Raw genomic sequence first — 25,529 nt, 5'->3', positions numbered from 1 at the left:
CACCGCCCGCCGCGTTGCGAGGCTTCTTTTTATAGCGCTTTCTAAAATGGTTTAGAGCTCTATACTTTAGTCACGGAGCAACTCGTCCCAGAGAGAGGAATACTATGGCAGAACAGCAGCTTATCGGAGCGCTCGAGGCCGGCGGCACCAAGATGGTCTGCGCCACGGGCTATGCAGACGGTACGGTCCTGGAGCGTGAGCAGATCGCGACCACGACCCCGCAGGAGACCGTTGAGGCCGTCAATGCATGGTTTGCCAACAAGGGCATCGCCGCGCTGGGCATCGGCGCCTTTGGCCCCACCGCAGTCAACCCTGCCTCGCCCCAATACGGCAAGATCCTGGAGACGCCCAAAACGGCATGGCGCTACTTTGACCTGCTGGGCACTATCCAAAACGAGCTCAATATCCCCTGCGGCTACGACACCGACGTCAACGTCGCCTGCCTGGGCGAGGTCACCTTTGGTTGCGCCCAGGGCCTCACTGACGTTGTGTATCTGACCATCGGCACCGGCGTGGGCGCCGGCGTGCTCTCGGGCGGTAAGCTCGTACACGGCATGATGCATCCCGAGGCCGGCCACATCCTGGTCACGCGCGACCCGCGCGACACCATTGGCGAGCACAGCGCCTGCCCCTTCCACGACAATTGCCTCGAGGGTCTCATCGCCGGCCCCGGCGTTAAAAAGCGCTGGGATGGCAAGAGCGCCGGAGACATGGCCGATGACCCGGAGGCCATGGACCTGCTCGCAGGCTATCTGGCACAGGCGCTCATGACCTACACGCTGTGCTACGCGCCGCAAAAGATCATCATCGGTGGCGGCGTGGCCGACCACACCCCCATCGTGCCGCTCGCGCGCAAGAAGTGCGCCGAGATGCTCAACGGTTATATCGTCACGCCCGAGGTCAACGACATCGATACCTATATTGTCAACAACAGCCTTGAGGGCAAGCAGGGCATCATGGGCTGCCTGGCCCTGGGCGCGCAGGCGCTTCAGTAACAGACGCACCCACAGGGCGTGGCGCGCCCGGCAAATCCAACCTACGGAACGACGCCACCACGCCCTATATAAGCCCTCTAATAAAAAAGGCCGCCTAGCACCAAGCATACGTCCTAGGCGGCCTTTTTGGCACATATGAGCGATCGTAGTAGATATCGGAGCACAACGCCCGTTACCGCTCCACAGCAGTCGATCATCACATCGGTGATCATGCCGGCGCGTCCCGGCACAAAGAGCTGAATCGTCTCGTCGATCGAAGGAATCAGCAGCAGGAACACCGCCGTGGGCAGCAGCACGTCAAAGGTGCGCCGGCCTTCGAGGTCAAAGGCGTGCGTCGCCAAGATGCCAAGCACCATGTACTCGGTAAAATGAGCGCATTTGCGCACGACGAAGTTGGTCACCCACTCGTACGGAAATCCCAGGGCCTGCAAAAAGCCGCGAATGGATTCCATGATCGACAGGCTCAACGAACCAGACCCCGTACCGGGAACCAGCGAATTGCCCCAAATGACGAGCACCATGGCGCAGGCGGCAAGCGCCCATTTTCGATCGAGCTTAACCATGCGGCAATTATGCCTCCGCGCGCAGCGGCGTAAAGCTGGCGGTACCGCCCTCGATAACGCTCAGGTAGGCACGGCCCGTACGCTTGGCGGTAGAGGACTGCAGGCGCTCGATCTCTTCCTCGAGGATCTGATTGACGCGCTCGTGACGACGGTTTTCCATAATGCCGGCGGCAATAGCCTCGGCCCGCTCGATGCTCTCGCGCGAGATACGGGCAGTATCCTCGGGGAACACAGCGCTGTGACGGCCGACATAGGCGGGGGCAGCAGGCTGAGGGGCAGCGACGGGAGCGGGGGCTGCAACAGGAGCAGGCTCGTCAATCTCATCCAGAATCGCGGTGGCGGCGGCCCACATGTCCTCGTGGCCCGAGTAATCAGCCATGGGGACATCAACCTCGAGTGAGGCATCCGGAAGGTCGCCGGTGTCGATGCGATCTTGGGCATCAATCGATGCAGTGATGGCTGCAGGCTCATCGAGGTCATCGAAATCGATATCCGCGGCACCGGAGATGATAGGCATGCTGGCGAGGTTTACATTGTACGGCGCAGCCTCAGCCGCCTGCTGCTGGGCAGGAGCGCCCCACAGCGAGCTTTCGGCGGCACGGCGGGCGGCAACGGCCTCCTCGTCCGCGGCCATGGCTTCATCAACGTACGAATTGTCGGCAGAAGCGTTCGCGTCCGCCGAGGTAGCGCTGTAGGCGTTATTGGCTGCCGCGTTGGCGACGAGTGCCACGAAAGCCGCCGTGCTGCCCGCAGGGGCGGCCTGGGAGCCAGACACGGCGCGTGCCGCGGCGGCGATGTCGTCGCGATTGAAGGAGCCGGTCTGCCCGCCGTTGGTGAGCTCGTCGATGGCGACTTGATAGACGTCGCGCGAGTGTGCAGGGTCGCAGCTCACCGGCGAATCGTCGTCAAGCATACTGTCGATCATGGACCAAGCCTCGTCCTCGTCCATAGCATCTGCGGCTCGAGCGATGGTAGGGACACCATCATCGGCATGACGGCGCTGGAACGCACCAGTCAGGCCGGAAAGGAATGCCGAGGTAGACTGCTCCGCCTGAGCCTGAGAATCAGAAGCCGCAGCGTAAGGAGTCGCATCCTGCTGCTGAGCTGAAATCGAGGCGGTCTTGAACTCGCTTTGATGCTGATTGAGATTGGCGGCACCGCCCATGGCATCGGGCTGGAACAGACGCTCTTCACGCTGCGCACGATACTCGGAGATACCCAGCGAGGCGGCATAGATGCCCACGCCCGCCACCGCGCCCACGGCGAAGGGAACCGCACCCGCCACGACCGTCTCGTTCACAGACGAAAACGGCAGCGTCGCGGCATACATAACCACGGGAGCGGCAAGGCCGATCCCGCACGAAAGTCCGGCAAGGACTGCTCGTTGTGTTGCATCAGAAGAAGCCATGAGCTCTCCCCATCTTCCAGCACCCAAATCGCATCATTCAGTTGGCTGCGCGAGAGAAGATGAAGCGGGGCTATGCCCCAAAGCAACGGTATATGGTTCGTTTCATCTGCGTTATCCGTCGCGAAGCTTAAAAGCTATTATGCGAAACCGCCCTGTCGATTGCAAGCGACGATGTCGGATTGAAACGGGAAACCTGCTGCTTGCCAGTCTTATGGTCAAAAATAAGCGCGGAGCGGCGATATAGAAAAGGGCCGAGGCTCAAAGCCCCGACCCTTTATTGCATTGATGACTATCGCTGCGTGTGGATGACAACCTAGAACGTCTGCTCGTAGTCGCTGTGCTTTTTGGCCGAACGCACCAGGAACTCCTGGTTGGTGTTGGTGCCCTTAAGACCCTTGATAAACGACGCAGCTGCGCGCTCGGTGTTGTTCATGCCGGCAAGAATGCGACGCAGGCCAAAGACAAACGGACGCATCTGCTCGTCAACCAACAGGTCCTCGTTACGCGTACCGGAGGCAACGGGGTCGATAGCCGGGAAGATGCGGCGGTCGGCCAGGTCGCGGTCGAGCTTGAGCTCCATGTTGCCGGTGCCCTTGAACTCCTCAAAGATGACCTCGTCCATCTTGGAGCCGGTGTCGATGAGGGCAGAGGCCAGGATGGTGAGCGAGCCACCGTTCTCGATATTGCGGGCTGCGCCCAGGAAGCGCTTGGGCGGATACAGTGCCGCCGAATCGACGCCGCCCGAAAGGATGCGGCCTGAGGCGGGCGCCGCCAAGTTGTAGGCGCGGGCAAGACGCGTGATGGAGTCGAGCACCACCACGACATCGCCGCCCAGCTCCACGATGCGCTTGGCGCGCTCGATGACGAGCTCTGCCACACGAGTGTGGTTGTCGGCGGGCATATCGAAGGTCGACGCCACAACCTCGCCCTTGATGGAACGCTGCATATCGGTAACCTCTTCGGGGCGCTCGTCGACGAGCAGGCAGATGAGGTGCACCTCGGGGTTGTTAATCGAGATAGACTGGCAGATCTTCTTGAGGATTGTGGTCTTGCCGGCCTTGGGCGGGGACACGATCAAGCCACGCTGACCCTTGCCGATCGGCGACACGATGTCGATGGCGCGACCGGTAATGGAGTCCTTGCCATGCTCCATGCGCAGCGGCTCGTTGGGATAGACCGGGGTGAGGTCACCGAACTTGGGGCGGTTGCGAATCTGCTCGGGGTCTAGACCGTTGACGGTCGTGATTTTGGCGAGGCCGGCGCGCTTGTCGCCGCCGCGCGAAGGACGAAGCGAGCCCTCGATGACGTCGCCCGTGCGCAGACGCGCGGAGCGGATGAGGTAGGCGGGCACGAAGGCGTCGTCGTTGGACTTCATGTAGCCATGGGCATGGATGATACCGGAGCTGTCCGGACGAATCTGCAGGATGCCCTTGATGTCGCGGAAGCCCTCGGCCTTCGCGGCGGTGACGTAGATCTCCTCGACGAGCTCGGCTTTCTTCTTGCCGGTCGTCTCAATCTCGAACTCCTTGGCCTTCTCGCGCAGCTCGGCGACCTTCATGGCCGCGAGCTCCTCGCGCGAAAGCGTGGGCTCGGTGGGAGCGGCATTACGCTCCTTGTTGCGCTGCTTGCGATCGCGCTGGCGGTTGCGGCGGTCGTTGTTGCGCTCGTCCTTGCGCTCGTTGCGCTCGTCGTTGCGCTTGTGCTGGCGACGGTTGGGGCGAGCGCCGTCTTCGGCCTCGGCGGGCGCGGCGCCATCGGTTGCGGCGGCATCGGCGTTAGCCGCAGTATCATCGCTGGCCTCGGCCTTGGAATCGCCCTGCAGCTCGGCCTCGGCCTGCTGCTCGGACGCCTTGGCCTTAGCGGACTTCTTACGACCGCGCTTGGGCTTCTCGGACGCAGACTGTTCGACGTCTTGGGGCTCGGCGGCATCAGTCGATGCATCGGCGGTCGTCTCGGCGGAATCCTCGGACGCACCCTTCTTGGCAGTCTTGGCCTTGGACGTGCGCTTAGCAGCAGTACGATGGCTGCGACCAGGACGGACGTCGGCGGGCTCGACATCGGCGGGAGCGGCCTCGGAAGTCGTAGCATCCTGGACGGGTGCATCGGCAGCGGTTGCAGACTCGGCGGTCGCCGCAGCATCCCGAGCGGCTGCAGCTGCGGCTGCGGCCTTCTCTGCCTCGACGAAGGCCTTGGGCTTGCGACCGCGACGGTGCGGGCGCAAAGCCGGATCGACAACGGGAACTTCGCTGGCCTCGACAGGCGCAGCGGACTCAGCAGGCGATGCGCCCTCCCCTGCCGCGGAACGAACCGAAGCCTCGGTGAGCTCGAGGGTTACCTGATCGGCAACCTGCTCGGCCTTAGCAGCCGTGCGACGGCGTGTGCGCGGTGCCGGCTTCTCGGTCGGCTGGTCGGCGGCAGGGGTCTCGGTGGCGGCAGGCGTCTCGGGCACAGACGGAGCTGCAAGCTCGGTCAGAGCCGCGGCCTCGCGCTCGGCAGCACGACGGCGGGCGCGCACCACCTGAGCCTCGCTAATCTGCGCCAACGCACGTGCCTGCGCGACCTCATCGGAAATCGGCGCCGAGGAGTCAGCTGCAACGGTGCGCTTGACGCGCGTCATGCGCGTGGTACGGCGCTTGGGCTTGGTGACCTCCTCGCCGTCAGCAGCAGGCTTGGCCGTGCGGCGCGTACGCTTGGGCTTTGCCGGAGCAGCCTCCTCACCAGTTGCAGGCACGGCCTTCTCAGCCGTTGCAGGCGTAGGCGTCGAAGCAGCCTTAGGCGTCTCAGGAGCCGAGGCATGCGCGGGCGCCGCGACCTGGTCCGACGCAACCGGTGCAGCGGGAGCGGCTTGCGTCGTCGTTATTTCGTTTTCTTGCTGTTGATCAGACACAGTGTTTGCTCAACTTTCTTTTCAAGCCCTGTGATCACATGCTCCCTGCATAAACCTTCAGGGCGGCTAAACAGTCTAGTTCCGTTCAAAACGACGGACATCATTGATCTGTATCGAGATGATTGCGTCATATACGCGGCATTAGTGTAACACAACCGCCGCCACCTGCAACTTAGTCATTGGGAACGCTCTTAAACGACTAGTCAAAAGGGGCACTCTTTGGTTTAACACCCACAAATCTGACTGCCTCCGCCAAAACTATGGCGGTTTACTACGATGAATCGCTCAACCGCGACCACTCCGAAACTTGTTGAACTAAAACCGCAGGTAGATGCCCTGCACTTTTTTGCGAAAAGCTGGCGTGGTTGGAATTTCTCATATTCATCGTAGTGAACCGGCATAGTTTCGTATTTCCAGCAGTTCCAAATTCGTCAATACGTCGGCGTTTGCAAAAAACCCGACCTCCGCATGGAGATCGGGCTTATAGGGCTCAGCAAAGCCGAACCTACACGGTTAAATGACCCGCAGCTTACATCTGCTCGGGAGCGGAGACACCAACAAGGGTGAGCACCAGGGCGAGCGTCACGCGGACGGCATCGCAAGCGGCCAGACGGGCACGCGAAAGCTCGGGGTCGACGGGACGGCCCTCGCTCGGCAGCACCTGGCAGGCAGCGTAGAAGCTGTGGAAGTCGCCGGCAAGCTCCTCGGCAAAGTGCGTCAGACGGAACGGGGCGCGGTCGCGAGCGCAGCTGGCGATGAGGTCGGTGAGCTCGTTGAGCTTACGCGAAAGGGCAAGCTCGGTCGGGTCGGTCAGCAGCGAGTAATCGACGTTCTCGCCGATGGCCTTCTCGGCGACGGCCTTCATGCCCATCTCGTCAGCCTGCTCGGGCGTAACGTCGGCGGCACGGCGCAGGATGGAGCACACGCGGGCGTGAGCATACTGCACGTAATAGACCGGGTTGGAGTTGTCGCGCTTCTTAACGGCCTCAATATCGAAGTCGACCATCTGGTTGGAGCTCTTGGAGATGAGCGTGTAGCGAGCGGCATCGGAGCCGACCTCGTCGACGAGCTCCTGCAGGGTCACCATGGTGCCCTTGCGCTTGGACATTCGGACGGGCTTGCCGTTACGCAGCAGGTTGACGAGCTGGCCCAGCAGAACCTCAAACTTGCCGGGATAGCCAAGGGCGTCGCAGACGCAGCGGACGCGCTCGATGTAGCCGTGGTGGTCGGCACCCCAGATGTCGATGACGTGGTCGACGCGCTGGAACTTATCCCAGTGATAGGCAACGTCGGAGGCGAAGTAGGTGTACTCGCCGTCGGACTTGATCAGGACGCGGTCCTTGTCATCGCCCAGGTCGGTGGAGCGGAACCACAGGGCGCCGTCCTTGGTGTAGAGGTAGCCCATCTTGTCGAGCTTCTCAAAAGCGCGGTCGACGGCGGAGGTGCCGGCGGTCTCACCCTCGGTGTCCTTCACATACAGCGAACGCTCGGAGTACCAACGATCGAAGTCGCAATTGACGGCGTGGCAGAGGTCGCGCATGTTGTCGACCATCTTCACATAGCCGCGCTCGCGGAAGCTCTCCATACGCTCCTGCGGGTCGGCGTCGACCCACTTATCGCCGTCGGTGCGCCAGAACTCGGCAGCCTCGTCGATGATGTAGTCGCCGCCATAGGAGTCCTTGCCCAGGGTCTCGGCAAAGTTGTCCTGATACGGATGGGTCTCGGGGTGCTCGTCGTTCTCGTCGGCAACAAAGGCGTCACGGTCGGCGATCAGCAGCTTGTGAGCCTCGTCGATATCCACGCCCTGCTTGGCGATGATGTCGGCAAGCTGCATATAGCGCGTGCTGATGGAGTTGCCGAAGGTGTTCATCTGAGAGCCGTGGTCGTTGATGTAGAACTCACGCTGGATGTCGTAACCGGCGTGGTCCATCACACGGCAGAGCGAGTCGCCCAGCGCGGCCCAGCGGCCGTGGCCGATGTGCATGGGGCCGACGGGGTTAGCGGAAACGAACTCGACCTGGGTCTTCAGGCCACCACCGACGTTGGACTTAGCGAAGTCCATGCCCTTCTCGCGAGCCTCGCCAAAGATGGCATTCTTGACGGCAACGGAGAGGTAGAAGTTGATGAAGCCGGGGCCTGCGATCTCGACCTTCTCGATCGCGGGGTCCTCGGGCATATGGGCAACGATGGCCTCGGCGATCTTGCGCGGGGCGCAGTGGGCCAGCTTGGCGGACTTCAGGGCCATGGTAGAGGTCCACTCGCCATGAGAAGTGTCAGCCGGTCGCTCGATAGCGCAATCGTCAAGTTCAAATGCGGAAAGGTCGCCGGCCTCCTGGGCCGCAGCAAGCGCAGCGCGTACCAGCTCTTCAATCTTCTCGGGCATAGATCCTCCTTGTGTTAAAGCCCCCGAGCTCTTGGTCACTCGTAGGGCAAAAGCCAGAGTTTGTAGCACTCTATCACAAGCGACGGGCACTGTCGCAGGGTAAAGCTAATAGATATTGCATATGCACAAAAATGACTACAGCTTGTATGGAGTCACTCAAAGATGCCGGTCTGCCTGCAGATTATGCAGGCGTTGAAAATGCATAAAGGTGTGAATGAGCTGCGTCTGTTATCGAATACTCTTACCTATCAGAGTTGTGTGCTTTTCCTGCATAAAGTACGGGTTTGCGCACGTCAGCGTGTTATTCTAGACATACGTAAATTCGTATAAGTTGGAGGTAGCATGTTCTCAATCGGTCAACACGTCATTCATCCGGGCCAGGGAGTCTGCACCGTCGTCGGTTTTAGGGACGACACACCGCAGCCCATGCTGCTACTCGAGACCAAGCAGGGACATGCGCAGACGATCCTCATGTACCCCGTGGCGCAGGCCGACCGTTTGCACGCCGCCATCTCGCAGCAAGATGCCGAGCACCTGCTGAGCCACTATGACGAGTTGGAGTGCGACACCTTTACCGAGCGCAACAGCTCGCTTGAGGAGACACACTTTAAGCAGCAGCTCAAGCTGGGCGCGCCCGAGACGGTCCGCGTGGCAAAGACCATGATGCACCGCATTCGCCAGGCCGAGGAAGCTGATAAAAAACCCAGCTCCTACTACATGCGCGTACTCAAGGAGGCCAAGCGCCGCTCCATCGAGGAGTTCGCCGTGGCCTTGGGCGTCACCGAGGAGGACGCCGAAGCTCGCCTAGCCCAAGCCGCCCTCAACTAACCCATCCGCGCCAAAAACCACCACAAAGGGGACAGGCACCTTTGTGGTGGTTTTCTTGTTCTAGTAGTATTCATTCTTATCGATACCCACGAGCACAAGGAGTCTCTTATGGCAGAGCCGCTTACCGCCGGAATCACCCGCGACCGTGCGTTCGAACTGCTCAACGAGCACAACAAAGATCCGTTCCACATCACCCACGGCGAGACGGTCGAGGGCACCATGCGCTACTTTGCGCGCGAGTTCGACCCAGAGAACGAGGAGTTTTGGGGCATCGTCGGTCTGCTGCACGACCTGGATTGGGAGGAGCATGAGGACGACCCCATGAACCACACCATCTATGCTGCCGAGATTCTTAAGGGCGAAGGTGCGTCTCCCGAGCTCATTCGCGCCATCCAGACGCACACGTCGGACTTCAATACCTCGCTGCCCAAACCCGAGCTGCAGATGGAAAAGATCCTGTTTGCCTGCGATGAACTCACCGGCCTGATCGGCGCTGCAGTCATCATGCGCCCGAGCAAGAGCGTTATGGACTTTACGACCAAGTCGCTCAAGAAGAAGTTCAAGGACAAGCGCTTTGCCGCCGGCTGCTCGCGCGACGTGATTTCGCAGGGCGCCGAGATGTTGGGCTGGGAGCTCCCCGAGCTCTTTGACCGCACCATCGCGGCCATGCAGTCCTTCGCCCCCGACCGCGATACCTTCCAGGCCTAACCGCCCACGCCACCTAAAACCACCACAAAGGGGACAGGCACCTTTGTGGTGGTTTTTCGTTTACGAGGGGTTTAGGGGCGGACCTGGCCGGTGCCGCGGAGCTTGTATTTGTAGGTGGTGAGGGCCTCGGCGGCAAAGGGGCCGCGGGCGTGGAGTTTTTGGGTCGAGATGCCGATCTCGGCACCCAGGCCAAACTCGCCGCCGTCGGTGAAGCGAGTGCTGGCGTTGGCGTACACGGCCGAGGCATCGACCGCATCGAGGAAGCGCTCGCAAGCATCCGTGTCCTCGGCAACGATGGCCTCGGAGTGCATCGTGCCGTAGCGATTGATGTGTGCGATGGCCTCGTCCTCGTTTGCCACGACCTTCACGCTCATCTCGAGCGCCAGGTACTCGCGACCCCAGTCCTCCTCAGTCGCGGCGACGTAGTTGTCGCCCTCGGCAAGCCCAGCGTCGGCGCATGCGGCGCACGTGGCCTCGTCGCCGTGAATCAGTACGCCGTGGTCGTGCAGCACGGCAACGACTGCGGGCAGGAAGCGATCAGCAACGGCACGGTCGACCAGCAGCGACTCGGCGGCATTGCACACGCCTACGCGCTGGGTCTTGGCATTGACGATAATGTTGAGCGCCTTATCAAAGTCGGCGGATTCATGCACGTAGATGTGGCAGTTGCCCGTGCCCGTCTCGATCACCGGCACAAGCGACTCGCGCACGCAGCGCTGGATCAGGCCTGCACCGCCGCGCGGAATGAGTACGTCGACGATACCGCGGAGCTTCATGAGCTCGCCAGTGGCCTCGCGGTCGGTGGACTCGATCATCGACACGGCCTCGCGCGGGAAGCCCTTGGCCTCGAGCGCATCGGCCAGCAGCTCGGCGATCATGGCACACGAGTGATAGGCCAGCGAGCCGCCGCGTAGAATGCAGGCGTTGCCGGTACGGATGCAGATGCCTGCGGCGTCGGCCGTCACGTTGGGGCGCGCCTCGTAGACCATGGCGACCAGGCCCAACGGCACGCTCACGCGGGTCAGGTCCACACCGCTCGCAAGCACGCGGTGGTCGAGCACGCGGCCGACGGGATCGGGCAGCTCGGCGAGCTTCTCCAAACCGGCGGCCATGCCCTCGACGCGCTCAGGCGTCAGCAGCAGACGGTCGAGCAGACCGGCCGAAGTGCCCGCATCGCGCGCGGCGGACATATCGAGCTCGTTGGCGGCGACGATGGAGTCGACACCGTTGCGCAGTGCTGCGGCCATGGCGCGCACGGCCTCCTGGCGCTGCTCATCGCTCGCCGTGGCAAGCGAGGCCGACGCTGCCTTGGCGGCAACGGCAAGATCGTGGACATACGTGGCTATATCGACCGACATGGGCGGCCCTTTCTCCTAGAAGTTTGCAACCATGGTAGCCGATTTGCGCATGGCCTCGCCCGCGGCGGTAGAATTGGTCAACCCGAAACACCGCAACGAACGGAAGACTCACATGGCCCTCATCACTTCGTACCACGTCCCCGGCCTTTACGTCGAGGACCACAGCATCGACGTCCCCCTTGACTGGCGCGGCCTGGAGCCGATGCTCCTGGCCGTCGGCAGCACCATGCGCCGCGGCGCTATGCCGGCACCAATCGCCGGCGCGCCCGAGAGCATCAAGCTCTTCTACCGCGTGGTTTGCGCGCCCGACCGCATCAACGACGATCTGCCGCTGCTCCTGTTTTTGCAGGGCGGCCCCGGCGGCGAGAGCCCGCGTCCGCTGTCGCCTACAAGCGACGGCTGGATCGAGGAGGCCGTCAAGCACTTCCGTGTGGTCCTTCCCGACCAGCGCGGCACCGGACGCAGTAGCTGCGTGGACGGACGCACGATCAAGGCACTGGGTGATCGCGCAACGGCCGCCGGCGCCGATACAGCACGCTCGCAGGCCGACTTCCTCAAGCGCCACCTCGCCAGCTCCATCGTGCGCGATTTTGAGTACCTGCGTCTGGTGGGCTTTGGCGGCAAGCCCTGGGTCACGCTCGGCCAGAGCTACGGCGGCTTTTTGACGTTGAGCTATCTGTCGCTCTTCCCCGAAGGCGTGGCGGCAAGCTTTACCTGCGGCGGCATTCCACACGTGCCAGCGAGCGCAAGCGAGGTCTACGCGCACACCTTCCCGCGCATGGCCGCCAAGACGCAGCAGTATTATGACCGCTACCCCGCTGACGTCGACCGCGTGGCAGCCCTGGCCGATGCGCTCGAGGCCCAGAAGCCCGTGCTGCCCGACGGCTCGCCGATGACGGTCGAACGCCTGCAGCTTATGGGCAGCGACTTTGGCATGAAGCCGAGCTTTGAGCGCATGCACTGGATTATCGACCACGCGTTTGTTGATGGCGACGGTACGCTAAGCTGCGGCTCCTCGGTATCCGACAGCTTTTTGATGCGCGCCTTCGAGCGCACCAACACACGCACGAATCCGCTTTACTGGACGCTGCAGGAGTTCATCTACGCCGACGGCGACACCATGCCCATTCACTGGGCTGCAGCCGAGGAAAAGGCCCATCGCGCCGAGTTCGACACGCTCGCGCGCCCGCTCATGTTTACCGGTGAGGCTATGTTCCCGTGGATGTTTGAGCAGATGCCCGAGCTCAAGCCCTTCAAGCCCGCCATGGATCTGCTGATGGAGGACACCAGCTGGGACAAGATCTACGACCCGCAGCGCCTGGCCTGCAACGAAGTACCACTCCAGGCTGCGGTGTACTTCGACGACATGTACGTGGATTCGGGCCTGCAGCTCGATACGCTCAGCCGCATTGGCAACTCGCATGCCTGGGTGACCAACGAGTTTGAGCACGATGGCCTGCACGGCAGCGCGGTGTTCAAGCACCTCTTCGACGAAGCCCTCAACCGCGGAGACCTGCGCCAGATCTTCTAGCAAAGAAGTGTCCCCGCCTGTCGGCACAAAAGGAACGTCCCCAAGTGCCGGCAACGACAATGCCGCAGGTAGAGGACGGAAAGCGAAAACGCCCCTAAGCGAGCAAGGTGACGTGAAAGAGGAGGGCATTGACCTTTTGGTCATGCCCGACAATTGAACGTCAGATTGCCGCTTAGGGGCGTTTGCAGCGTCAATTGGTTAGGCGAAGACGATCAAATTATCTCGATGAATCGCGGGCTTCTCGGCCAGGTCTGCCAGCAGGCGGTTGCCGGCAATCTGGTCCTGGCGGCGTCCGGCTGCAAGCTCCAGCACGTCCGAATCGGCCTCGGCAATACCACGCGCGACAACCATACCGCTCGGGTCGCACACGTCGAGCACATCGCCCTCGGCAAACGTGCCATCGACCTCGCGAATACCCACCGCGAGCAAGGACGAGCCACGGCTGACCAGCGCCTTCGCGGCGCCGTCATCGACCGTCACCGAGCCATGCGCCTTGTCGCCCAGCGCGATCCACAGCTTGCGGGGCGCAATGTCCAGACGCTCCGCCGGCGGATCGAACAGCGTGCCCACACTCTCGCCGCGAGCGAGGCGCACGAGCGCATCGGGCTCCTCGCCCGAGCAGATCACGCTCTGAATGCCCGCCGTCATCAGAATGCGGCTCGCGCGGATCTTGGTAATCATGCCGCCCGTGCCCACCGATGTGGAAGAATCGCCCGCCGAGGCGATGATCTTGGCATCGATCTTATGCACGACCGGGACAAACTCGGCCGTTGGGTCCTCATGCGGATTGGCGGTATAGAGCCCATCGATGTCCGAGAGCGTCACGCACAGATCGGCAGAAACCAGGCAGCTCACAAGCGCCGCCAGTGTGTCGTTGTCGCCAAACTTGATCTCATCGACAGTAACGGTATCGTTCTCGTTGACGACCGGCACCACGCCAAGCTCCACCAGGCGCAGCAGGGCGTCGCGCGCGTGCAGGTAGGACGTACGGCGCGCCGTGTCGTGACGCGTGAGCAGCACGAGCGAGGTGAGCAGGTCGCGCGCATGAAACTCCTCGTCGTAGGCCGACGAGATGATGCACTGGCCGGCCGAAGCGCAGGCCTGCAGGCTCGGCAGGTCGCCGACCGGCTTACGGTCGAAGCCCAGCACGGGATAGCCACAGGCGATAGCGCCCGAGCTCACCACGACCAGACGCCAGCCGAGCTTGCGCAGCGCTGCGGCCTGATCGGCAAGCCCGCCGATAAAGGCGCGGTTGACCTTGCCGTCGGCGCCCACCACCGTGGACGAGCCGATCTTTACCACCATCGTTTTATAAGAAGTCGTCATACGTCAAACCAATCGAGTGTTGAGCAGGCGGGCGAGCTGGAGCAGCCGGGGCACCCGGTGCGGGACGGACGAAAATGATCCGTTTTCCTCCGTCCCCTTCGGATCATTTTGCCCAGGGGAAGGCCGAAGCCGCGGCCATGTTCTTGCGCACGAGCTCGTCGCGCACCTGAGCCAGGCCCTGCTCCATGCCCACCACATAGGTCTGCGGGTACAGGAAGCGCTTGAAAGCTGCGTCCAGATGATCGAGCGCCCAAGCACAGCGCTCGCGCGCGTCCTGGATGCTCTCACGCGGAGCCACCGCACTGCCATCGCGCACGATCGGCACCAGCAGCTCGCGATACTCAAGTTCGGACACGTCGGTCACCAGGGCGGCATCATTCACGGCCACGAGGGTATTGCCGCGCGCGGCGCCCTCCCCCGCCAGATGGTCCTCGTCGTAGATCATGTCGCAGACTGGGCCGCCAAAGCCGTCGTAATAACGGCGCACGCGTTGCACACCCGGGATCGTGCGCTTATAGGGCTGCTCGGAGAGCTTGACCACCGGCGTCCATGGATCTGTCTCGCTCGCACGGCGGGCGGAAAGCTTGTACACGCCACCCAGCGCCGGCTGGTCATAGCAGGTCGCGAGCTTGGTACCCACGCCAAAGCTATCGATGGGCGCGCCCTGGTCCAGCAGCGACTGAATCGTGTACTCGTCAAGATCGTTGGAAACCGAGATCCCCACATAGGGCAGGCCCTCGGCATCAAAACGGCCGCGAACATACTTGGAGAGCTTGGCGAGGTCGCCGGAGTCGATGCGAATAGCCGACAGACGCTCGCCCACCGCCTCCATCTCCTTGGCAACCGTAATGGCATGCTCGCAGCCCTCGCGCACGTCATAGGTGTCGATGAGCAGCGTACAGTTCTTGGGGCTCGACTTGGCAAAGGCGCGGAAGGCCTCGAGCTCGGAATCGAAGCTCATCACCCAGCTGTGCGCATGCGTGCCAAAGACGGGAATACCATAGCGGCGGCCGGCGAGCACATTGGACGTAGAGGAGCAGCCGGCAACGTAGCTCGCGCGCGCAACGGCCAGGCCGCCATCGGGACCCTGGGCGCGGCGCAGGCCAAACTCCGCCACGGGGCGACCGTCGGCGGCGAGCACCACGCGCGCCGTCTTGGTGGCGACAAGCGTCTGGAACCCGACGATGTTGAGCAGCGCCGTCTCAAGCAGCTGGCACTCGAGCGCAGGACCGGTGACGCGCACCATGGGCTCGCGCGGAAAGACGAGCTCGCCCTCGGGGACGGCGTCGATATTTACATGCGCACGAAAATCGCGCAGGTAGTCGAGGAATGCGGACTTGAACATCGCGCCGCCGGCAGGGGCCTCAAGCGAGGCGAGGTAGTCGATATCCTCGGGCGTAAAGCGCAGGTTCTCGACGAGCTCGGGCAGCTCGGCGGTGCCACACATGACGGCATAGGCGCTGCCAAAGGGATGGTCGCGGTAAAACGCGGTAAAACAACCCTGCTCATTGGCCTTGCCGCTCTCCCACAGGCCCTGGGCCATAGTGAGCTCGTACAGATCGGTGAGCATTGCAATGTCGGTGGGATGCGAGATGTCGGTCAAAGCCATGGGGCGACCTTTCGGATGTGTGGTGCAGAATTTGAGGGTTGGACGAGAGCAGAGCATGCGGACATGACGCCCGATGCGAGTCGGTTAGAGCAGGCCCATGCTGGTCAGGATCGTGTAGCCCATAAAGATGACAAACGCGATGAGGGCAAGGACAATGATGATTTTTTGAGCCGGCGCCATGCCAGGGATCTCGTTCTCGCCCATAGGCTCCTTGGAGGTAACCATGCGCTGGGCAAAGGTCATCTCGTCACGGCTCGGCTTGGGCTCGACGGACTTGGGACGGGCGGCCTTTTTAGGCTGAGGTTTGGGCGCGGCAGGTGCAGGCTTCGCAGCAGCGGGCTTGGGTGCGGGCGCGGGCGCCGATGCGGATGCGGCGTTCGCGGCGGCCTCCTCGGCCTTCGCACGCTCGGCACGCAGGGCAGCCAGCTCCTCACGCTCGCGACGGGCCTCTTCCCGAGCCTCGCGGCGGGCCTTCTCAGCGCGGAGCTCTTCCAACTCGGCGCGCTCCTCGTCGGACAATGGTTGGGACTCAAGCTCGGCCATGATATAGCCCTTTCTTTTAAAAAAAGCCGCCGACACAATGTCAGCGGCTTATCAAATCCATGGGTGGAGACGAAGGGAGTCGAACCCTCGGCCTCTGCCATGCGACGGCAGCGCTCTCCCAACTGAGCTACGTCCCCAGGACAAGTCGATATTTTACCTACGGCTCGCCAACTGTCAACGCCCAATAACCAGTCTTTTTGGGACGCGGCTATTTTGACAACTTTTCGAACAGGCGATCCTCTCGATGATTTTTTAATCCCCGTCCCAGAAAAATCATCAGCGTGCGCTCTACTTTGCGCTGGTGAGGACGCCGGTGGTGTCGAAGGCGGGGGTGAAGCTCTCGTCTACCGCGCCGCCCTCTTGCCAGAACATCGTCGTAAAACCCAGGTCGTCGGCATGGTCGAGCACCTGCTCGTACTCCTCACGCGTCACGGCGCGTGCCAGGTCGCCGCCCTGCTCGCGCATGAGCGCATTGGGCGTGTACTGGTTCATAACCGAGATCGGCACGTCGCCCACCGTCTGCCACACCAGGTCCAGCACGCGACACGAATCGTCTGCATGCCCCGGAAGCACCAGGTGACGCACGATCATGCCACGCTTCATAAGCCCGTCCTCGTCCACCAACTCTCCCCCGCGGCGCTCGATCTCGCGCGCCATCTGGGCCAGACCCGACACGGCCACACGCGGGTAATCCTTTATATGGGAGAGCGACTGCGCAAGCCCGGCATCGGCATATTTAAAGTCGGTGAGCCACACATCGACCAGGTCGCCCAGCGCCGCCACGGCACTCGCGCGCTCGTAACCACTCGTGTTGTAGACGATTGGGATAACCAGTCCGCGCGCCCGTGCCGCGGCAATCGCGGCAGGCAACAGGTGCGCATAGTGCGTCGCCGTCACCAAATTGATGTTGTTAGCACCCTGGTCCTGCAGTTCCAGCACAATCTCGACCAGGCGCTCAGGCGAAATCTCAAGGCCAAAATTGCCGGTCGAGATCTCGTGGTTCTGGCAGTAGATACATTTGAGCGAGCAGCCGCTAAAGAAGATCGTGCCCGAACCGGCCTCGCCCGAGATAGGCGGCTCCTCCCACATATGAAGCGCGGCGCGGGCCACCTTGAGCGTGTCGTTAGCACCGCAGACGCCGTGCACGCCCTCATCGCGCGCCGCACCGCAACGGCGCGGACACAAATGGCAGGCGGGCGAAAAAAGTTCGGTCAACGACGTCGGCATAAAACCATGCTCCAAAACAACGATTCAGCAGCTCAAACGTAAAGGGATCAACCCCACAGACGGCTCGAGCCCAAGGCGCCGTAATCGTCCGACACGATTTTTGTAATGTCAAGACTGGAATCGATAAAGTGCCGCTTTATGATGTAGGTATTCCGCCCCCCGCGGAGCAACTGGGTGAACCGTCGCGTTTATTTAGGGAGCCCACACAGTCGTACCTAGTACAGGTATCCTTCGTTGTTAAGGACGCTGGAACAGTCGATGAGGGCACCCACCTGTTTTAGGTGGGTTCATTTTCGTAACGTGGGGGGTGGTTTTCTTTTGCCGAAAATCACCATTACAGTCCATATGGATCCCCGCCGGCATCCCGACAAGCCATCGACAACATCCCAATATCTGGTAAGCGCGTGATTATCGCTGCGTGCAATTCCATGCACCCCCCTTGGTCGAGTATTATGGTTCGGCTATGCCCTTTGCGCATGGCGTTCTTCTGACCTTTTCCTTCGACGCTTGGCGGTTTTTAGATTCATGGCTTCATCCCCGAGCTACATACCGTACCTATGCGTGGCAGCGGCGGCCTTTATCACGACCTTCCTCACGGTACCCCTGGTCAAGCGCCTGGCAATCAAGCTCGACGCCGTCGACTATCCTTCTAAGCGCCGCATCAACACCAAGCCCATCCCGCGTTTGGGCGGAACGGCGGTGTTTTTGGGCCTGGTCGTCGCCTGCACTGTGCAAATCCTAGGCACCTGGTACCTGGGTTGGCCGCCCGTTTTGGTGCCCCACCCCCGTCTGCACATCAGCTACCCCATACTTGCGCTTTCTTTTACCGTTATCTTTGCGACCGGCGCCATCGACGACGTCTTCCAGCTCACGCCCAAGCAAAAGCTGGCCGGACAGGTCCTCGCCGCGCTTATCGCCTGCATGGGCGGCCTGCGGATCGGCGTCATCGTCAACCCGTTTGCTCCCGGCGAGATCATGCTCGGATGGCTCGCCTACCCCATTACCGTGATCTATCTGGTGGCATTCACCAACATCATTAACCTCATCGACGGCCTCGACGGCTTGGCCACGGGCATCTGCGGCATCGCATCGTTCACCATGTTTTCGATGGCTGTTCTCTCGGGCCGCATCGACGCCGCCGCGCTCTCCATTGCGCTCTTTGGCGCCTGTCTGGCCTTTTTGCGCTACAACTTCAACCCCGCAAGTATCTTCTTGGGCGACTCGGGGTCGTTGCTTCTGGGCTTTGCGCTGGGCTCCATCTCGCTGCTCAACGTGAGCCGCACCGCCGCACTCACCTCGCTTATCATCCCGCTCATCGTTGCCGGTGTGCCCATCATCGACACGTTTAGCGCCATTGTGCGCCGCAAGCGCGCCCACATTAGCATCGGGCAGGCCGACAAGGGCCACATCCACCACCGCCTGATCCAAGAAGGCTACAACCAAAAACAGGCTGTGCTGCTCATCTATGCCTGGTGCATTATGCTTTCGGCCGGCGCCGCCGCCATCAATCAGGTCGAGGTGCCCATGCGCGTGCTCATTTTTACCGTGCTCGCCATTGGCTCGGCTGCCTTCGCCAAGCACCTACACCTGTTTGAACCCGTGCTACGCCACCATTACAACAAGCGCACGCACGAGGACGAGCTGGTCACCCCCGACGACCCCGCTTTTAAGCAGGAGGAGCAGGCAGCCGAGGAGCGCAAAGAAGAGCGCCACCACAAGCTCTAGGGCAAGCTGCCGAGGATGTGCCAAGGCACCGTTGGCCAAGCGCGGCCACGCCGCGCCCATCGCACAAGCCACCCCTCTCCCGCCCCTCGCCTACTTACGCCCCGCCCCTCCAATAAACGCGTTATCATCAAAACCTGCGAACGAACGTTAGGAGCAATCATGCCAAACGAGAACAGCTACGAAGTCGCGCTGCAAAAGAGCAACGCCATTCGCGAGGGCCTGGCCAAGACGCCCGAGAAGTTCACCATGCTTACCGGCGACCGCCCCACCGGCCGTCTGCACCTGGGTCACTACTTTGGCACCCTCAAGGGCCGCGTGGAGCTGCAGAACATGGGCGCCAGGACCAACGTACTCATCGCCGACTACCAGGTCATCACCGACCGCGACACCACCGAGCACATCCAGGACAACGTGTACAACATGGTCATGGACTACCTTGCCTGCGGTATCGACCCCGACAAGACCATGATCTACGCTCACTCCGCCGTGCCCGCCGCCAACCAGCTCATGCTGCCGTTCCTGTCGCTGGTCTCCGAGGCCGAGCTGGCGCGCAATCCCACGGTCAAGGCCGAGATGGAGGCCTCGGGCCACGAGCTTACCGGCCTTCTGCTCACCTACCCGGTGCACCAGGCCTGCGACATTCTGTTCTGCAAGGGCAACGTCGTGCCCGTCGGCCGCGACCAGCTGCCGCACATCGAGCTCACCCGCACCATCGCCCGCCGCTTTAACAACCGCTACGGCAAGGTGTTCCCCGAGGTCGAGGCGCTGCTGTCCGAGACCCCGCTACTGCCCGGACTTGACGGTCGCAAGATGAGCAAGAGCTACGGCAACGCCATCAACATCTCGATGACCGCTGAGGAGACGGCCAAGCGCATCAAGAAGAGCCAGACCGACTCTGAGCGCATGATCACGTTCGATCCCGAGAACCGCCCCGGCGTGTCCGGTTTGCTTTCGACGGCCGCCATCTGCACCGGTCGCTCCGAGGTCGAAATTGCCGAGGAGATTGGCATGGGCGGCTCCGGCCAGCTCAAGAAGTACGTGACCGAGGCCGTCAACGAGTACTTCGCACCTATCCGCGAGCGTCGCCAGCGCTACGAGAACGATCTGGATTACGTGAAGGACGTGCTGCACGAGGGCAACCGTCGCGCCAACGAGATCGCCGATCAGACCCTGGCAGAGGTTCAGGACGCCATGGGCATGGTGTACTAGACCGATCTGCTGGCTTGAGCTTTCGATTGCTTTAGGGCGGGCGCTACGGCGTCCGCCTTTTTTGGAGCCGGACCGCTTCGGCTCCGTCCATCGCACCCCCTCGACAAACAGGAACAGGCCCGCCGGCAGCTAGTTGCCAGCGGGCCTGTTCCCGAAGTACACCGTTGAATCGCACAGAGGGGAGGAATGCGAATCAAACTCAACAGGGCAGGCTTTTTCATCGCCTATTGCCTGCTCCGTTGCTGAAACCAATATAGTTCACCGTGGTTTACTTTCTGACGGCAAAGTACGCCAACACACCTTCTCCATAAGTTAGCTCTGGTAAACCTACAGCGTAAAACCACCACAAAGGGGACAGGCGCCTTTGTGGTGGTTTTCGCCACGGCAGAACCGCTAGAGCCCGGCAGGCCAGCGACAGGCGGCCAAGTCGACGTGCATGTCGTCCTTAAACGCCACACCCTCCCCTAGCAAAAGCTCACGTTGAGCATCGGGACCGCCAAAAGCGAAGCCCTCGCAAATGCGACCGTCGGCAAACACCACACGATGGCAGGGAATCTGGCCGGGGCGCGGATTACTATGCAGGGCATACCCCACGTACCGCGCACTTCGTGGACGACCGGCAAGCAGCGCCACCTGGCCATACGTGGCGACCATCCCCTCGGGGATCTGCTCGACCACCTCGTACACCCGTTCAAAAAAGCCCTCAGACGCCATTGCTCGCTCCCTTCCACCCGGAAAAGCATAAACCACCACAAAGGTGCCTGTCCCCTTTGTGGTGGTTTATGGCAGGTCGGTTAGTTGGCGGGCTGGAAGAAGGCTACGGCGACGGCGCCGGGGCCTACGTGGGTGCCGATGGTGGCGCCGATGGTGTGAACGGGCAACTCGCCCTCGGTGTGGCCAGCCCACAGTGCCGCGCTGTCCTCGACATACTTCTTGAGCACCGCATCCGAAAGGCCCGTATAGCCCAGCGCCAGCGGCATGGAAAAGTCGATGCCGCCTGACTTTTCGACCTTTTGGTTCAGCAGGTTGCGGCCGTTCTTGGAACCGCGCGCCTTGCCCAGCTGCACGATAAGGCCGTCCTCGACAGCCACCACGGGCTTCACGTTGAGCAGCGTGCCCACGGCGCCGGCCGCAGCAGATAGACGACCGCCGCGAACCAGGTACTCCAGCGTCTCGAGCAGGCCGATGACGGCCACGCGGTCACGCACGGCCTCGACGGCCGCCGCGATCTGGGCCGCACTACGGCCCTCGTCCACCAAGCGCAGCGCGTACTCGACCAGGACGCGCTCGCCGAGGGTGACATTGTTGCTGTCTACCACGAACACGTCGCCACCTGGTGCCTCGGCAAGTGCGGTACGGGCACTCTGGTTGGTGCCTGATAGCTTAGCGCCCACGGTAATAATCACAGCCTCATCGCCGGCCTCACGCGCCTCGGCAATAGCCTGCGAAAACGCGTACGGGTTGACCTGGCCGGTCTTGGGCAGCTCATCGCGCTCCACGAGCATCTCGTAAAAGCGCTGGTGATCGATGTCGACGCCATCCATGTACACATCGGTGCCAAAGGTGACGGACAGCGGCAAAACAGCCAGCGCCGGGTGTTCCGCCGGAGACAAATCGCTTGCGGAATCGGTAATAATGCGGACGGACATAACGAATCCTTTCTTGCGCAGGTCCCGCGCAGGGAATTTTGACAACAATGCCCCGGCACGGTATACGCGCTTAAAACGGGACGATGCAGTTGTTAATGGGTAGCAAATGCCTTGGCGGCCTTAGATCTCGCGCAGGGTGTTGAGAATCGTGCGCAGCGACGCATACATCTGCTCGCGCTGCTCCACACCCATAGCCTTACCGGTGGTATCGAGCACCTCGCGAATGATGCGGTCCGCCTCGCTCATGCTCTCGCCGCCCAGAGCGGTCAGGCGCACCGGAGCACGATACTTAACGGCGGCATCGCCCGAATCATCGACCTCGACGTAGCCACCCTCCTCCAGATGCGCGAGCGTACGCGAGACGGCGGCGCGGGTCACGCCTGCCATGCGAGCCAGGTCGGCGCCAGTCAGGCCATCCTTGCTGCGCTCAAGATAGTACAGGCACATAACGTCGGAGCCCTTGAGACCCAGCCTAGCGCCCTCAGACGTCTTAATGCGCTGGATCTCCTTGTAGAGTCCGCTGATCAGTCCGACAAAGTCCTCGAAACGTGTCTCGTCGCTCTGCTGCATGGGAGACGACCGCCTTTCGCTTGCATAATGCTAACGGGTAAACATCTTAGTCGCATAAGGCGACACCCGTACCCAAATACCCCATTTGTTAACCCATCAACATAAAAACCACCACAAAGGGGACAGGCACCTTTGTGGTGGTTTGGGGCATCAATAGGTTCTAGGCGCCGCTACAGTTCCACGCAAGGATTGTCGCGGGTCACAAGCGTCTTAATGACAACCGTCGCTCCCAGATAGCGCTCAAGCAGCTCGGCTAAGCGATCGATCGCAGCCTGGCAATCCCCCATCCGCTCGGTCTCCACGCACTCAATCGCCAGGAACGCATCGGCCGAATCATCGGACAGCGCCGTGCGAACGCCGTCGCGCCAGTTCCAGCAGCGGCACACAGCGCCCGCATCGTCGATGTAGGCGAGCTCGCCGGGCAGCGTCGGATCGTCCGCCTCCTCGCCAAGCGGCAAGAACGCATCGCCACCGTCGGTCACCTTCAGGCGAAGGTCCCCCTCGATCGCATGCAGATCCTCGCCTCCCACGGGCAGCGCGTAGGTCAGCGACACCGTGTTGTAAATATCCACCGCGGGCGTAATGTGGCCCACCGGCTTGCCTTTGAGCACGCGTTTGAGCAAGTTCTCGATCGAGCAGCGCGCGCCTTTCTTGGTCTTGAACAGACGATAGGCCTCGCGCCATGCCTTGACCGGTGCGTTCTCGCTGATAGTGTCGCTGGTCAGATGACGCTCCGCATCGATATTGGCGCGGTCGAGCAACGCCGCAATCGCATCCACGTCCTCTTGAGGAATCTGAGCCGTGGGCTTCATGCCCTCCACGACCACAACACCGACCGCTGCCTGCGGAAACAGCTCCCAGAATGAATCCTCGGCAATAAAGCTCTTCATACGCTCTCCCTTCATTGTGCGCGCCCGAGTGAGGGCGCCTAAACAAAAAGCGCCCTTACAACGGCCACCTTCAAAGTCCTACGGTGCCGTCACAAGAACGCTTGCGCTGTCCCCATCCGGAGAAGGGGACGATATGTCAGGCGTATTGTAACCCGAGTCATCCACGCGAGCAAAACCACCACAAAGGTGCCTGTCCCCTTTGTGGTGGATATGGACTCACGGCGAAGCTAGTGGCGGAGTCCCAGCAGGCCGCGGCCGCGATGACGGGCGTCGGCGTGTACTTGAGCGTGCGGACCGGCGGCTTTGACGGACTCGGGCAGGTGCGAGTACTTCTTCTCGAAGTTCTCCTCGAACATCACCGCCAGGTTGTGCGCGGCCTCGTCATAGCGCGCGGTGCTCTGCCAGTATTGGCGCGGCACCAGGATGCCATCGGGCACGCCGTGGCACGTCGTGGGAATGTCGACGTTAAAAATATCGTCGTGCACGAACTCGCTGTCCTCGATGGTGCCGTCGAGGGCGCGCGCGACCAGCGAGCGCGTGTAGGCCAGCTCGATGCGATGGCCCACGCCGTAGCCGCCGCCAATCCAGCCGGTGTTGACCAGGTACACGCGCGTGCGGCCGTCGGCAATGCGCTCGCCAAGCATCTTGGCGTAAACCATGGGGTCGAGCGGCATAAACGGCTCGCCGAACAGCGAAGAGAACGTGGGCGTGGGCTCGGTGACGCCGACCTCGGTGCCGGGAATCTTAGCCGTAAAGCCCGTCACAAAGTGGTACATGGCGGCATCGGCCGTCAGGCGTGAGATGGGCGGCAGCACGCCAAAAGCGTCGCAAGTCAGGAACAGCACGACACTCGGAGTGGTGCCCATGCCCTTAGTCCACGCGTTAGGAATGTGCTCCACGGGATAGGCCACGCGCGTGTTGTGCGTGATCGAGATGTCGTCATAGTTGGGCTTGCGGTTCTCGTCGAGCACCACGTTTTCGCAAATGGCGCCAAAACGGACGGCGTTGAAGATCTCGGGCTCGTGGAAGGCGTCCAGGCCCTCGCATTTTGCGTAGCAGCCACCCTCAATGTTGAAGATACCCATGTCGGACCAACCGTGCTCGTCGTCGCCGATCAGCAGGCGCATGGGATTGGCCGAAAGCGTGGTCTTGCCGGTGCCGGACAGGCCAAAGAACACGGCGGTCTCGTGCGTGACGGGATCCATGCTGGCCGAGCAGTGCATGGGCAGCACGTCGTCCTCGACGGGCAGCAGGTAATTCATAACGCTGAAGATGGACTTTTTGATCTCGCCGGAGTAGCCGGTACCCGCGACCAAAATCACGCGCTCCTGGAAGTTGATGACCACGGCGGCGCTGGAGTTGAGGCCCTTGATGGCAGGGTCGCATTGGTAGCCCGGCGCGGCGAGCACGCAGAAGTCCGGCTCGCCGGTGCGCGCGATTTCGCGGGCGAGCGGGCGGGCGAGCATCTGCTTAATGAAGAGCGCCTGGCTGGCACGCTCGCAGGCGACGAGCAGGCGGCGCGTATGGTTGCGGTCGGCGCCGGCCATGCCGCGGGTGACGAACACATCGCGCTCGTTGAGATAGTCGACGATGCCGGCTTTGATGACCTCGTAGCTTTCGACGGACAGCGGGCGGTTGACGGCGCCCCAGGCAATCTTGTCGTGGACATCGGGGGTGTCAACGATAAAGCGGTCGTTGGGCGAACGTCCGGTACGCTCCCCCGTCTCGATCACCAGCGCGCCGTTGGATGCCATGCGGCCTTCGTTGCGGCGGATGGCATGCTCGACGAGCTCGGCTGCCGGCAGGTCAACCAGCAGGCGGGGCTGGTTCTCAGCGGGGTCTTCGACCAGCGTAATGCCAAAATTGGACAGAACTTCTGCAGGGGTAACACCAGGCATGGGGCCTCCTTTAAAAACGCGGCACGTGGACGCGGCGCGCACTTTACTCACGTAAAGCCCGTTGTACCCGATATGCAAAAACGTTTTTGCGGCAAGGGCGGCAAGCCCGCCCAACGGTCAAAAATCGCAGGCAAGCGGCCCAGTCATTGGGGACGTTCTTAAACGACTAGTCATTGGGGACACTCTTGAACAGGCAACATTCAAGGAGCGTCCCCGGATGCC

Annotated in this window: 20 protein-coding genes and 1 tRNA gene; 6 read left to right on the top strand and 15 right to left on the bottom strand. The window is 61.9% G+C overall.

The window, feature by feature from the left end:
• The first annotated feature begins 104 nt into the window (after positions 1-104).
• Positions 105-995, top strand: coding sequence for an ROK family protein (locus ABCP74_RS01420; protein ID WP_250787583.1), 891 nt, complete (start codon positions 105-107; stop codon positions 993-995).
• 113 nt (positions 996-1,108) lie between these two features.
• Here ABCP74_RS01420 and ABCP74_RS01415 read toward each other — a convergent pair whose 3' ends face one another.
• The 4 genes from ABCP74_RS01415 to argS all read right to left on the bottom strand — a co-directional run bounded on the left by ABCP74_RS01415 (position 1,109) and on the right by argS (position 8,236).
• The gene (locus ABCP74_RS01415) at positions 1,109-1,558 is read right to left on the bottom strand and encodes a VanZ family protein (protein ID WP_343000593.1); all 450 of its coding nucleotides are present in this window, start codon (positions 1,556-1,558) and stop codon (positions 1,109-1,111) included.
• 7 nt (positions 1,559-1,565) lie between these two features.
• Positions 1,566-2,966 (bottom strand): hypothetical protein, encoded by a 1,401-nt coding sequence (locus ABCP74_RS01410; RefSeq protein ID WP_343000594.1) that lies wholly within the window; start codon positions 2,964-2,966, stop codon positions 1,566-1,568.
• A 313-nt stretch (positions 2,967-3,279) separates the two neighbouring features.
• Complete coding sequence (gene rho, locus ABCP74_RS01405) at positions 3,280-5,853, bottom strand: transcription termination factor Rho (RefSeq protein ID WP_371732503.1); 2,574 nt, start codon at positions 5,851-5,853, stop codon at positions 3,280-3,282.
• Positions 5,854-6,382: 529 nt separating this feature from the next.
• The gene (argS, locus tag ABCP74_RS01400; protein WP_138375340.1) at positions 6,383-8,236 is read right to left on the bottom strand and encodes an arginine--tRNA ligase; all 1,854 of its coding nucleotides are present in this window, start codon (positions 8,234-8,236) and stop codon (positions 6,383-6,385) included.
• Positions 8,237-8,578: 342 nt separating this feature from the next.
• Between argS and ABCP74_RS01395 the strand changes: the two genes are divergently transcribed.
• Positions 8,579-9,064, top strand: coding sequence for a CarD family transcriptional regulator (locus ABCP74_RS01395; RefSeq protein ID WP_022094807.1), 486 nt, complete (start codon positions 8,579-8,581; stop codon positions 9,062-9,064).
• A gap of 108 nt (positions 9,065-9,172) precedes the next feature.
• The gene (locus ABCP74_RS01390; protein ID WP_138375338.1) at positions 9,173-9,772 is read left to right on the top strand and encodes an HD domain-containing protein; all 600 of its coding nucleotides are present in this window, start codon (positions 9,173-9,175) and stop codon (positions 9,770-9,772) included.
• Positions 9,773-9,843: 71 nt separating this feature from the next.
• Here ABCP74_RS01390 and ABCP74_RS01385 read toward each other — a convergent pair whose 3' ends face one another.
• Positions 9,844-11,130: a glutamate-5-semialdehyde dehydrogenase gene (locus tag ABCP74_RS01385; protein ID WP_196032708.1), complete on the bottom strand. Its 1,287-nt coding sequence runs from the start codon at positions 11,128-11,130 to the stop codon at positions 9,844-9,846.
• A gap of 112 nt (positions 11,131-11,242) precedes the next feature.
• Between ABCP74_RS01385 and ABCP74_RS01380 the strand changes: the two genes are divergently transcribed.
• Entirely contained in the window at positions 11,243-12,661 is a 1,419-nt protein-coding gene (locus ABCP74_RS01380) for an alpha/beta fold hydrolase (protein ID WP_343000595.1), read from the top strand.
• Between the two features lie 198 nt (positions 12,662-12,859).
• Here ABCP74_RS01380 and proB read toward each other — a convergent pair whose 3' ends face one another.
• The 5 genes from proB to ABCP74_RS01355 all read right to left on the bottom strand — a co-directional run bounded on the left by proB (position 12,860) and on the right by ABCP74_RS01355 (position 17,366).
• Positions 12,860-13,987: a glutamate 5-kinase gene (gene proB, locus ABCP74_RS01375; protein ID WP_343000596.1), complete on the bottom strand. Its 1,128-nt coding sequence runs from the start codon at positions 13,985-13,987 to the stop codon at positions 12,860-12,862.
• 103 nt (positions 13,988-14,090) lie between these two features.
• Positions 14,091-15,596, bottom strand: a complete 1,506-nt coding sequence (locus ABCP74_RS01370; RefSeq protein WP_226790524.1) for a nicotinate phosphoribosyltransferase — start codon at positions 15,594-15,596, stop codon at positions 14,091-14,093.
• 84 nt (positions 15,597-15,680) lie between these two features.
• Positions 15,681-16,139, bottom strand: coding sequence for a hypothetical protein (locus tag ABCP74_RS01365; RefSeq protein ID WP_006235473.1), 459 nt, complete (start codon positions 16,137-16,139; stop codon positions 15,681-15,683).
• A 64-nt stretch (positions 16,140-16,203) separates the two neighbouring features.
• Positions 16,204-16,276, bottom strand: a tRNA-Ala gene (locus ABCP74_RS01360).
• A gap of 151 nt (positions 16,277-16,427) precedes the next feature.
• Positions 16,428-17,366, bottom strand: a complete 939-nt coding sequence (locus tag ABCP74_RS01355) for a radical SAM protein (protein WP_343000597.1) — start codon at positions 17,364-17,366, stop codon at positions 16,428-16,430.
• Between the two features lie 525 nt (positions 17,367-17,891).
• Between ABCP74_RS01355 and ABCP74_RS01350 the strand changes: the two genes are divergently transcribed.
• Together ABCP74_RS01350 and trpS are read left to right on the top strand one after the other, a co-directional pair.
• On the top strand, positions 17,892-19,091 hold the full coding sequence (locus ABCP74_RS01350) for an MraY family glycosyltransferase (RefSeq protein ID WP_022094798.1): 1,200 nt from the start codon (positions 17,892-17,894) through the stop codon (positions 19,089-19,091).
• Positions 19,092-19,250: 159 nt separating this feature from the next.
• On the top strand, positions 19,251-20,300 hold the full coding sequence (gene trpS / locus ABCP74_RS01345; RefSeq protein WP_343000598.1) for a tryptophan--tRNA ligase: 1,050 nt from the start codon (positions 19,251-19,253) through the stop codon (positions 20,298-20,300).
• A 393-nt stretch (positions 20,301-20,693) separates the two neighbouring features.
• Here trpS and ABCP74_RS01340 read toward each other — a convergent pair whose 3' ends face one another.
• The 5 genes from ABCP74_RS01340 to pckA form a co-directional block, all read right to left on the bottom strand.
• Positions 20,694-21,014 (bottom strand): MGMT family protein, encoded by a 321-nt coding sequence (locus ABCP74_RS01340; RefSeq protein WP_118065061.1) that lies wholly within the window; start codon positions 21,012-21,014, stop codon positions 20,694-20,696.
• An 80-nt stretch (positions 21,015-21,094) separates the two neighbouring features.
• A complete protein-coding gene (locus ABCP74_RS01335) occupies positions 21,095-21,949 on the bottom strand; it encodes a DegV family protein (RefSeq protein ID WP_343000599.1) in 855 nt (284 codons plus the stop codon).
• A 120-nt stretch (positions 21,950-22,069) separates the two neighbouring features.
• Positions 22,070-22,519 carry a MarR family winged helix-turn-helix transcriptional regulator gene (locus tag ABCP74_RS01330; protein ID WP_117820503.1) on the bottom strand — a complete coding sequence of 150 codons (450 nt, stop codon included), beginning with the start codon at positions 22,517-22,519 and terminating at the stop codon, positions 22,070-22,072.
• A 170-nt stretch (positions 22,520-22,689) separates the two neighbouring features.
• Positions 22,690-23,409: a B3/B4 domain-containing protein gene (locus tag ABCP74_RS01325; protein WP_343000600.1), complete on the bottom strand. Its 720-nt coding sequence runs from the start codon at positions 23,407-23,409 to the stop codon at positions 22,690-22,692.
• A gap of 227 nt (positions 23,410-23,636) precedes the next feature.
• Positions 23,637-25,307 (bottom strand): phosphoenolpyruvate carboxykinase (ATP), encoded by a 1,671-nt coding sequence (gene pckA / locus ABCP74_RS01320; protein ID WP_343000601.1) that lies wholly within the window; start codon positions 25,305-25,307, stop codon positions 23,637-23,639.
• Positions 25,308-25,529 lie beyond the last annotated feature (222 nt).

Source organism: Collinsella aerofaciens, assembly GCF_039062315.1.
Lineage (GTDB): Bacteria > Actinomycetota > Coriobacteriia > Coriobacteriales > Coriobacteriaceae > Collinsella > Collinsella aerofaciens_BG.
Note: the sequence above shows the minus strand (reverse complement) of the source record. Positions and strands in the feature narration are given on the sequence as shown.

What these genes read in the sequence shown, in the direction of transcription:
- ABCP74_RS01325 (WP_343000600.1), bottom strand. Translation starts at nt 23,409, where the DNA reads ATGAAGAGCTTTATTGCCGAGGATTCATTCTGGGAGCTGTTTCCGCAG.
- ABCP74_RS01340 (WP_118065061.1), bottom strand. Translation starts at nt 21,014, where the DNA reads ATGGCGTCTGAGGGCTTTTTTGAACGGGTGTACGAGGTGGTCGAGCAG.
- ABCP74_RS01370 (WP_226790524.1), bottom strand. Translation starts at nt 15,596, where the DNA reads ATGGCTTTGACCGACATCTCGCATCCCACCGACATTGCAATGCTCACC.
- ABCP74_RS01365 (WP_006235473.1), bottom strand. Translation starts at nt 16,139, where the DNA reads ATGGCCGAGCTTGAGTCCCAACCATTGTCCGACGAGGAGCGCGCCGAG.
- ABCP74_RS01415 (WP_343000593.1), bottom strand. Translation starts at nt 1,558, where the DNA reads ATGGTTAAGCTCGATCGAAAATGGGCGCTTGCCGCCTGCGCCATGGTG.
- ABCP74_RS01350 (WP_022094798.1), top strand. Translation starts at nt 17,892, where the DNA reads ATGGCTTCATCCCCGAGCTACATACCGTACCTATGCGTGGCAGCGGCG.
- ABCP74_RS01380 (WP_343000595.1), top strand. Translation starts at nt 11,243, where the DNA reads ATGGCCCTCATCACTTCGTACCACGTCCCCGGCCTTTACGTCGAGGAC.
- ABCP74_RS01335 (WP_343000599.1), bottom strand. Translation starts at nt 21,949, where the DNA reads ATGTCCGTCCGCATTATTACCGATTCCGCAAGCGATTTGTCTCCGGCG.
- ABCP74_RS01410 (WP_343000594.1), bottom strand. Translation starts at nt 2,966, where the DNA reads ATGGCTTCTTCTGATGCAACACAACGAGCAGTCCTTGCCGGACTTTCG.
- ABCP74_RS01385 (WP_196032708.1), bottom strand. Translation starts at nt 11,130, where the DNA reads ATGTCGGTCGATATAGCCACGTATGTCCACGATCTTGCCGTTGCCGCC.
- proB (WP_343000596.1), bottom strand. Translation starts at nt 13,987, where the DNA reads ATGACGACTTCTTATAAAACGATGGTGGTAAAGATCGGCTCGTCCACG.
- pckA (WP_343000601.1), bottom strand. Translation starts at nt 25,307, where the DNA reads ATGCCTGGTGTTACCCCTGCAGAAGTTCTGTCCAATTTTGGCATTACG.
- ABCP74_RS01395 (WP_022094807.1), top strand. Translation starts at nt 8,579, where the DNA reads ATGTTCTCAATCGGTCAACACGTCATTCATCCGGGCCAGGGAGTCTGC.
- ABCP74_RS01420 (WP_250787583.1), top strand. Translation starts at nt 105, where the DNA reads ATGGCAGAACAGCAGCTTATCGGAGCGCTCGAGGCCGGCGGCACCAAG.
- trpS (WP_343000598.1), top strand. Translation starts at nt 19,251, where the DNA reads ATGCCAAACGAGAACAGCTACGAAGTCGCGCTGCAAAAGAGCAACGCC.
- argS (WP_138375340.1), bottom strand. Translation starts at nt 8,236, where the DNA reads ATGCCCGAGAAGATTGAAGAGCTGGTACGCGCTGCGCTTGCTGCGGCC.
- ABCP74_RS01355 (WP_343000597.1), bottom strand. Translation starts at nt 17,366, where the DNA reads ATGCCGACGTCGTTGACCGAACTTTTTTCGCCCGCCTGCCATTTGTGT.
- ABCP74_RS01390 (WP_138375338.1), top strand. Translation starts at nt 9,173, where the DNA reads ATGGCAGAGCCGCTTACCGCCGGAATCACCCGCGACCGTGCGTTCGAA.
- ABCP74_RS01330 (WP_117820503.1), bottom strand. Translation starts at nt 22,519, where the DNA reads ATGCAGCAGAGCGACGAGACACGTTTCGAGGACTTTGTCGGACTGATC.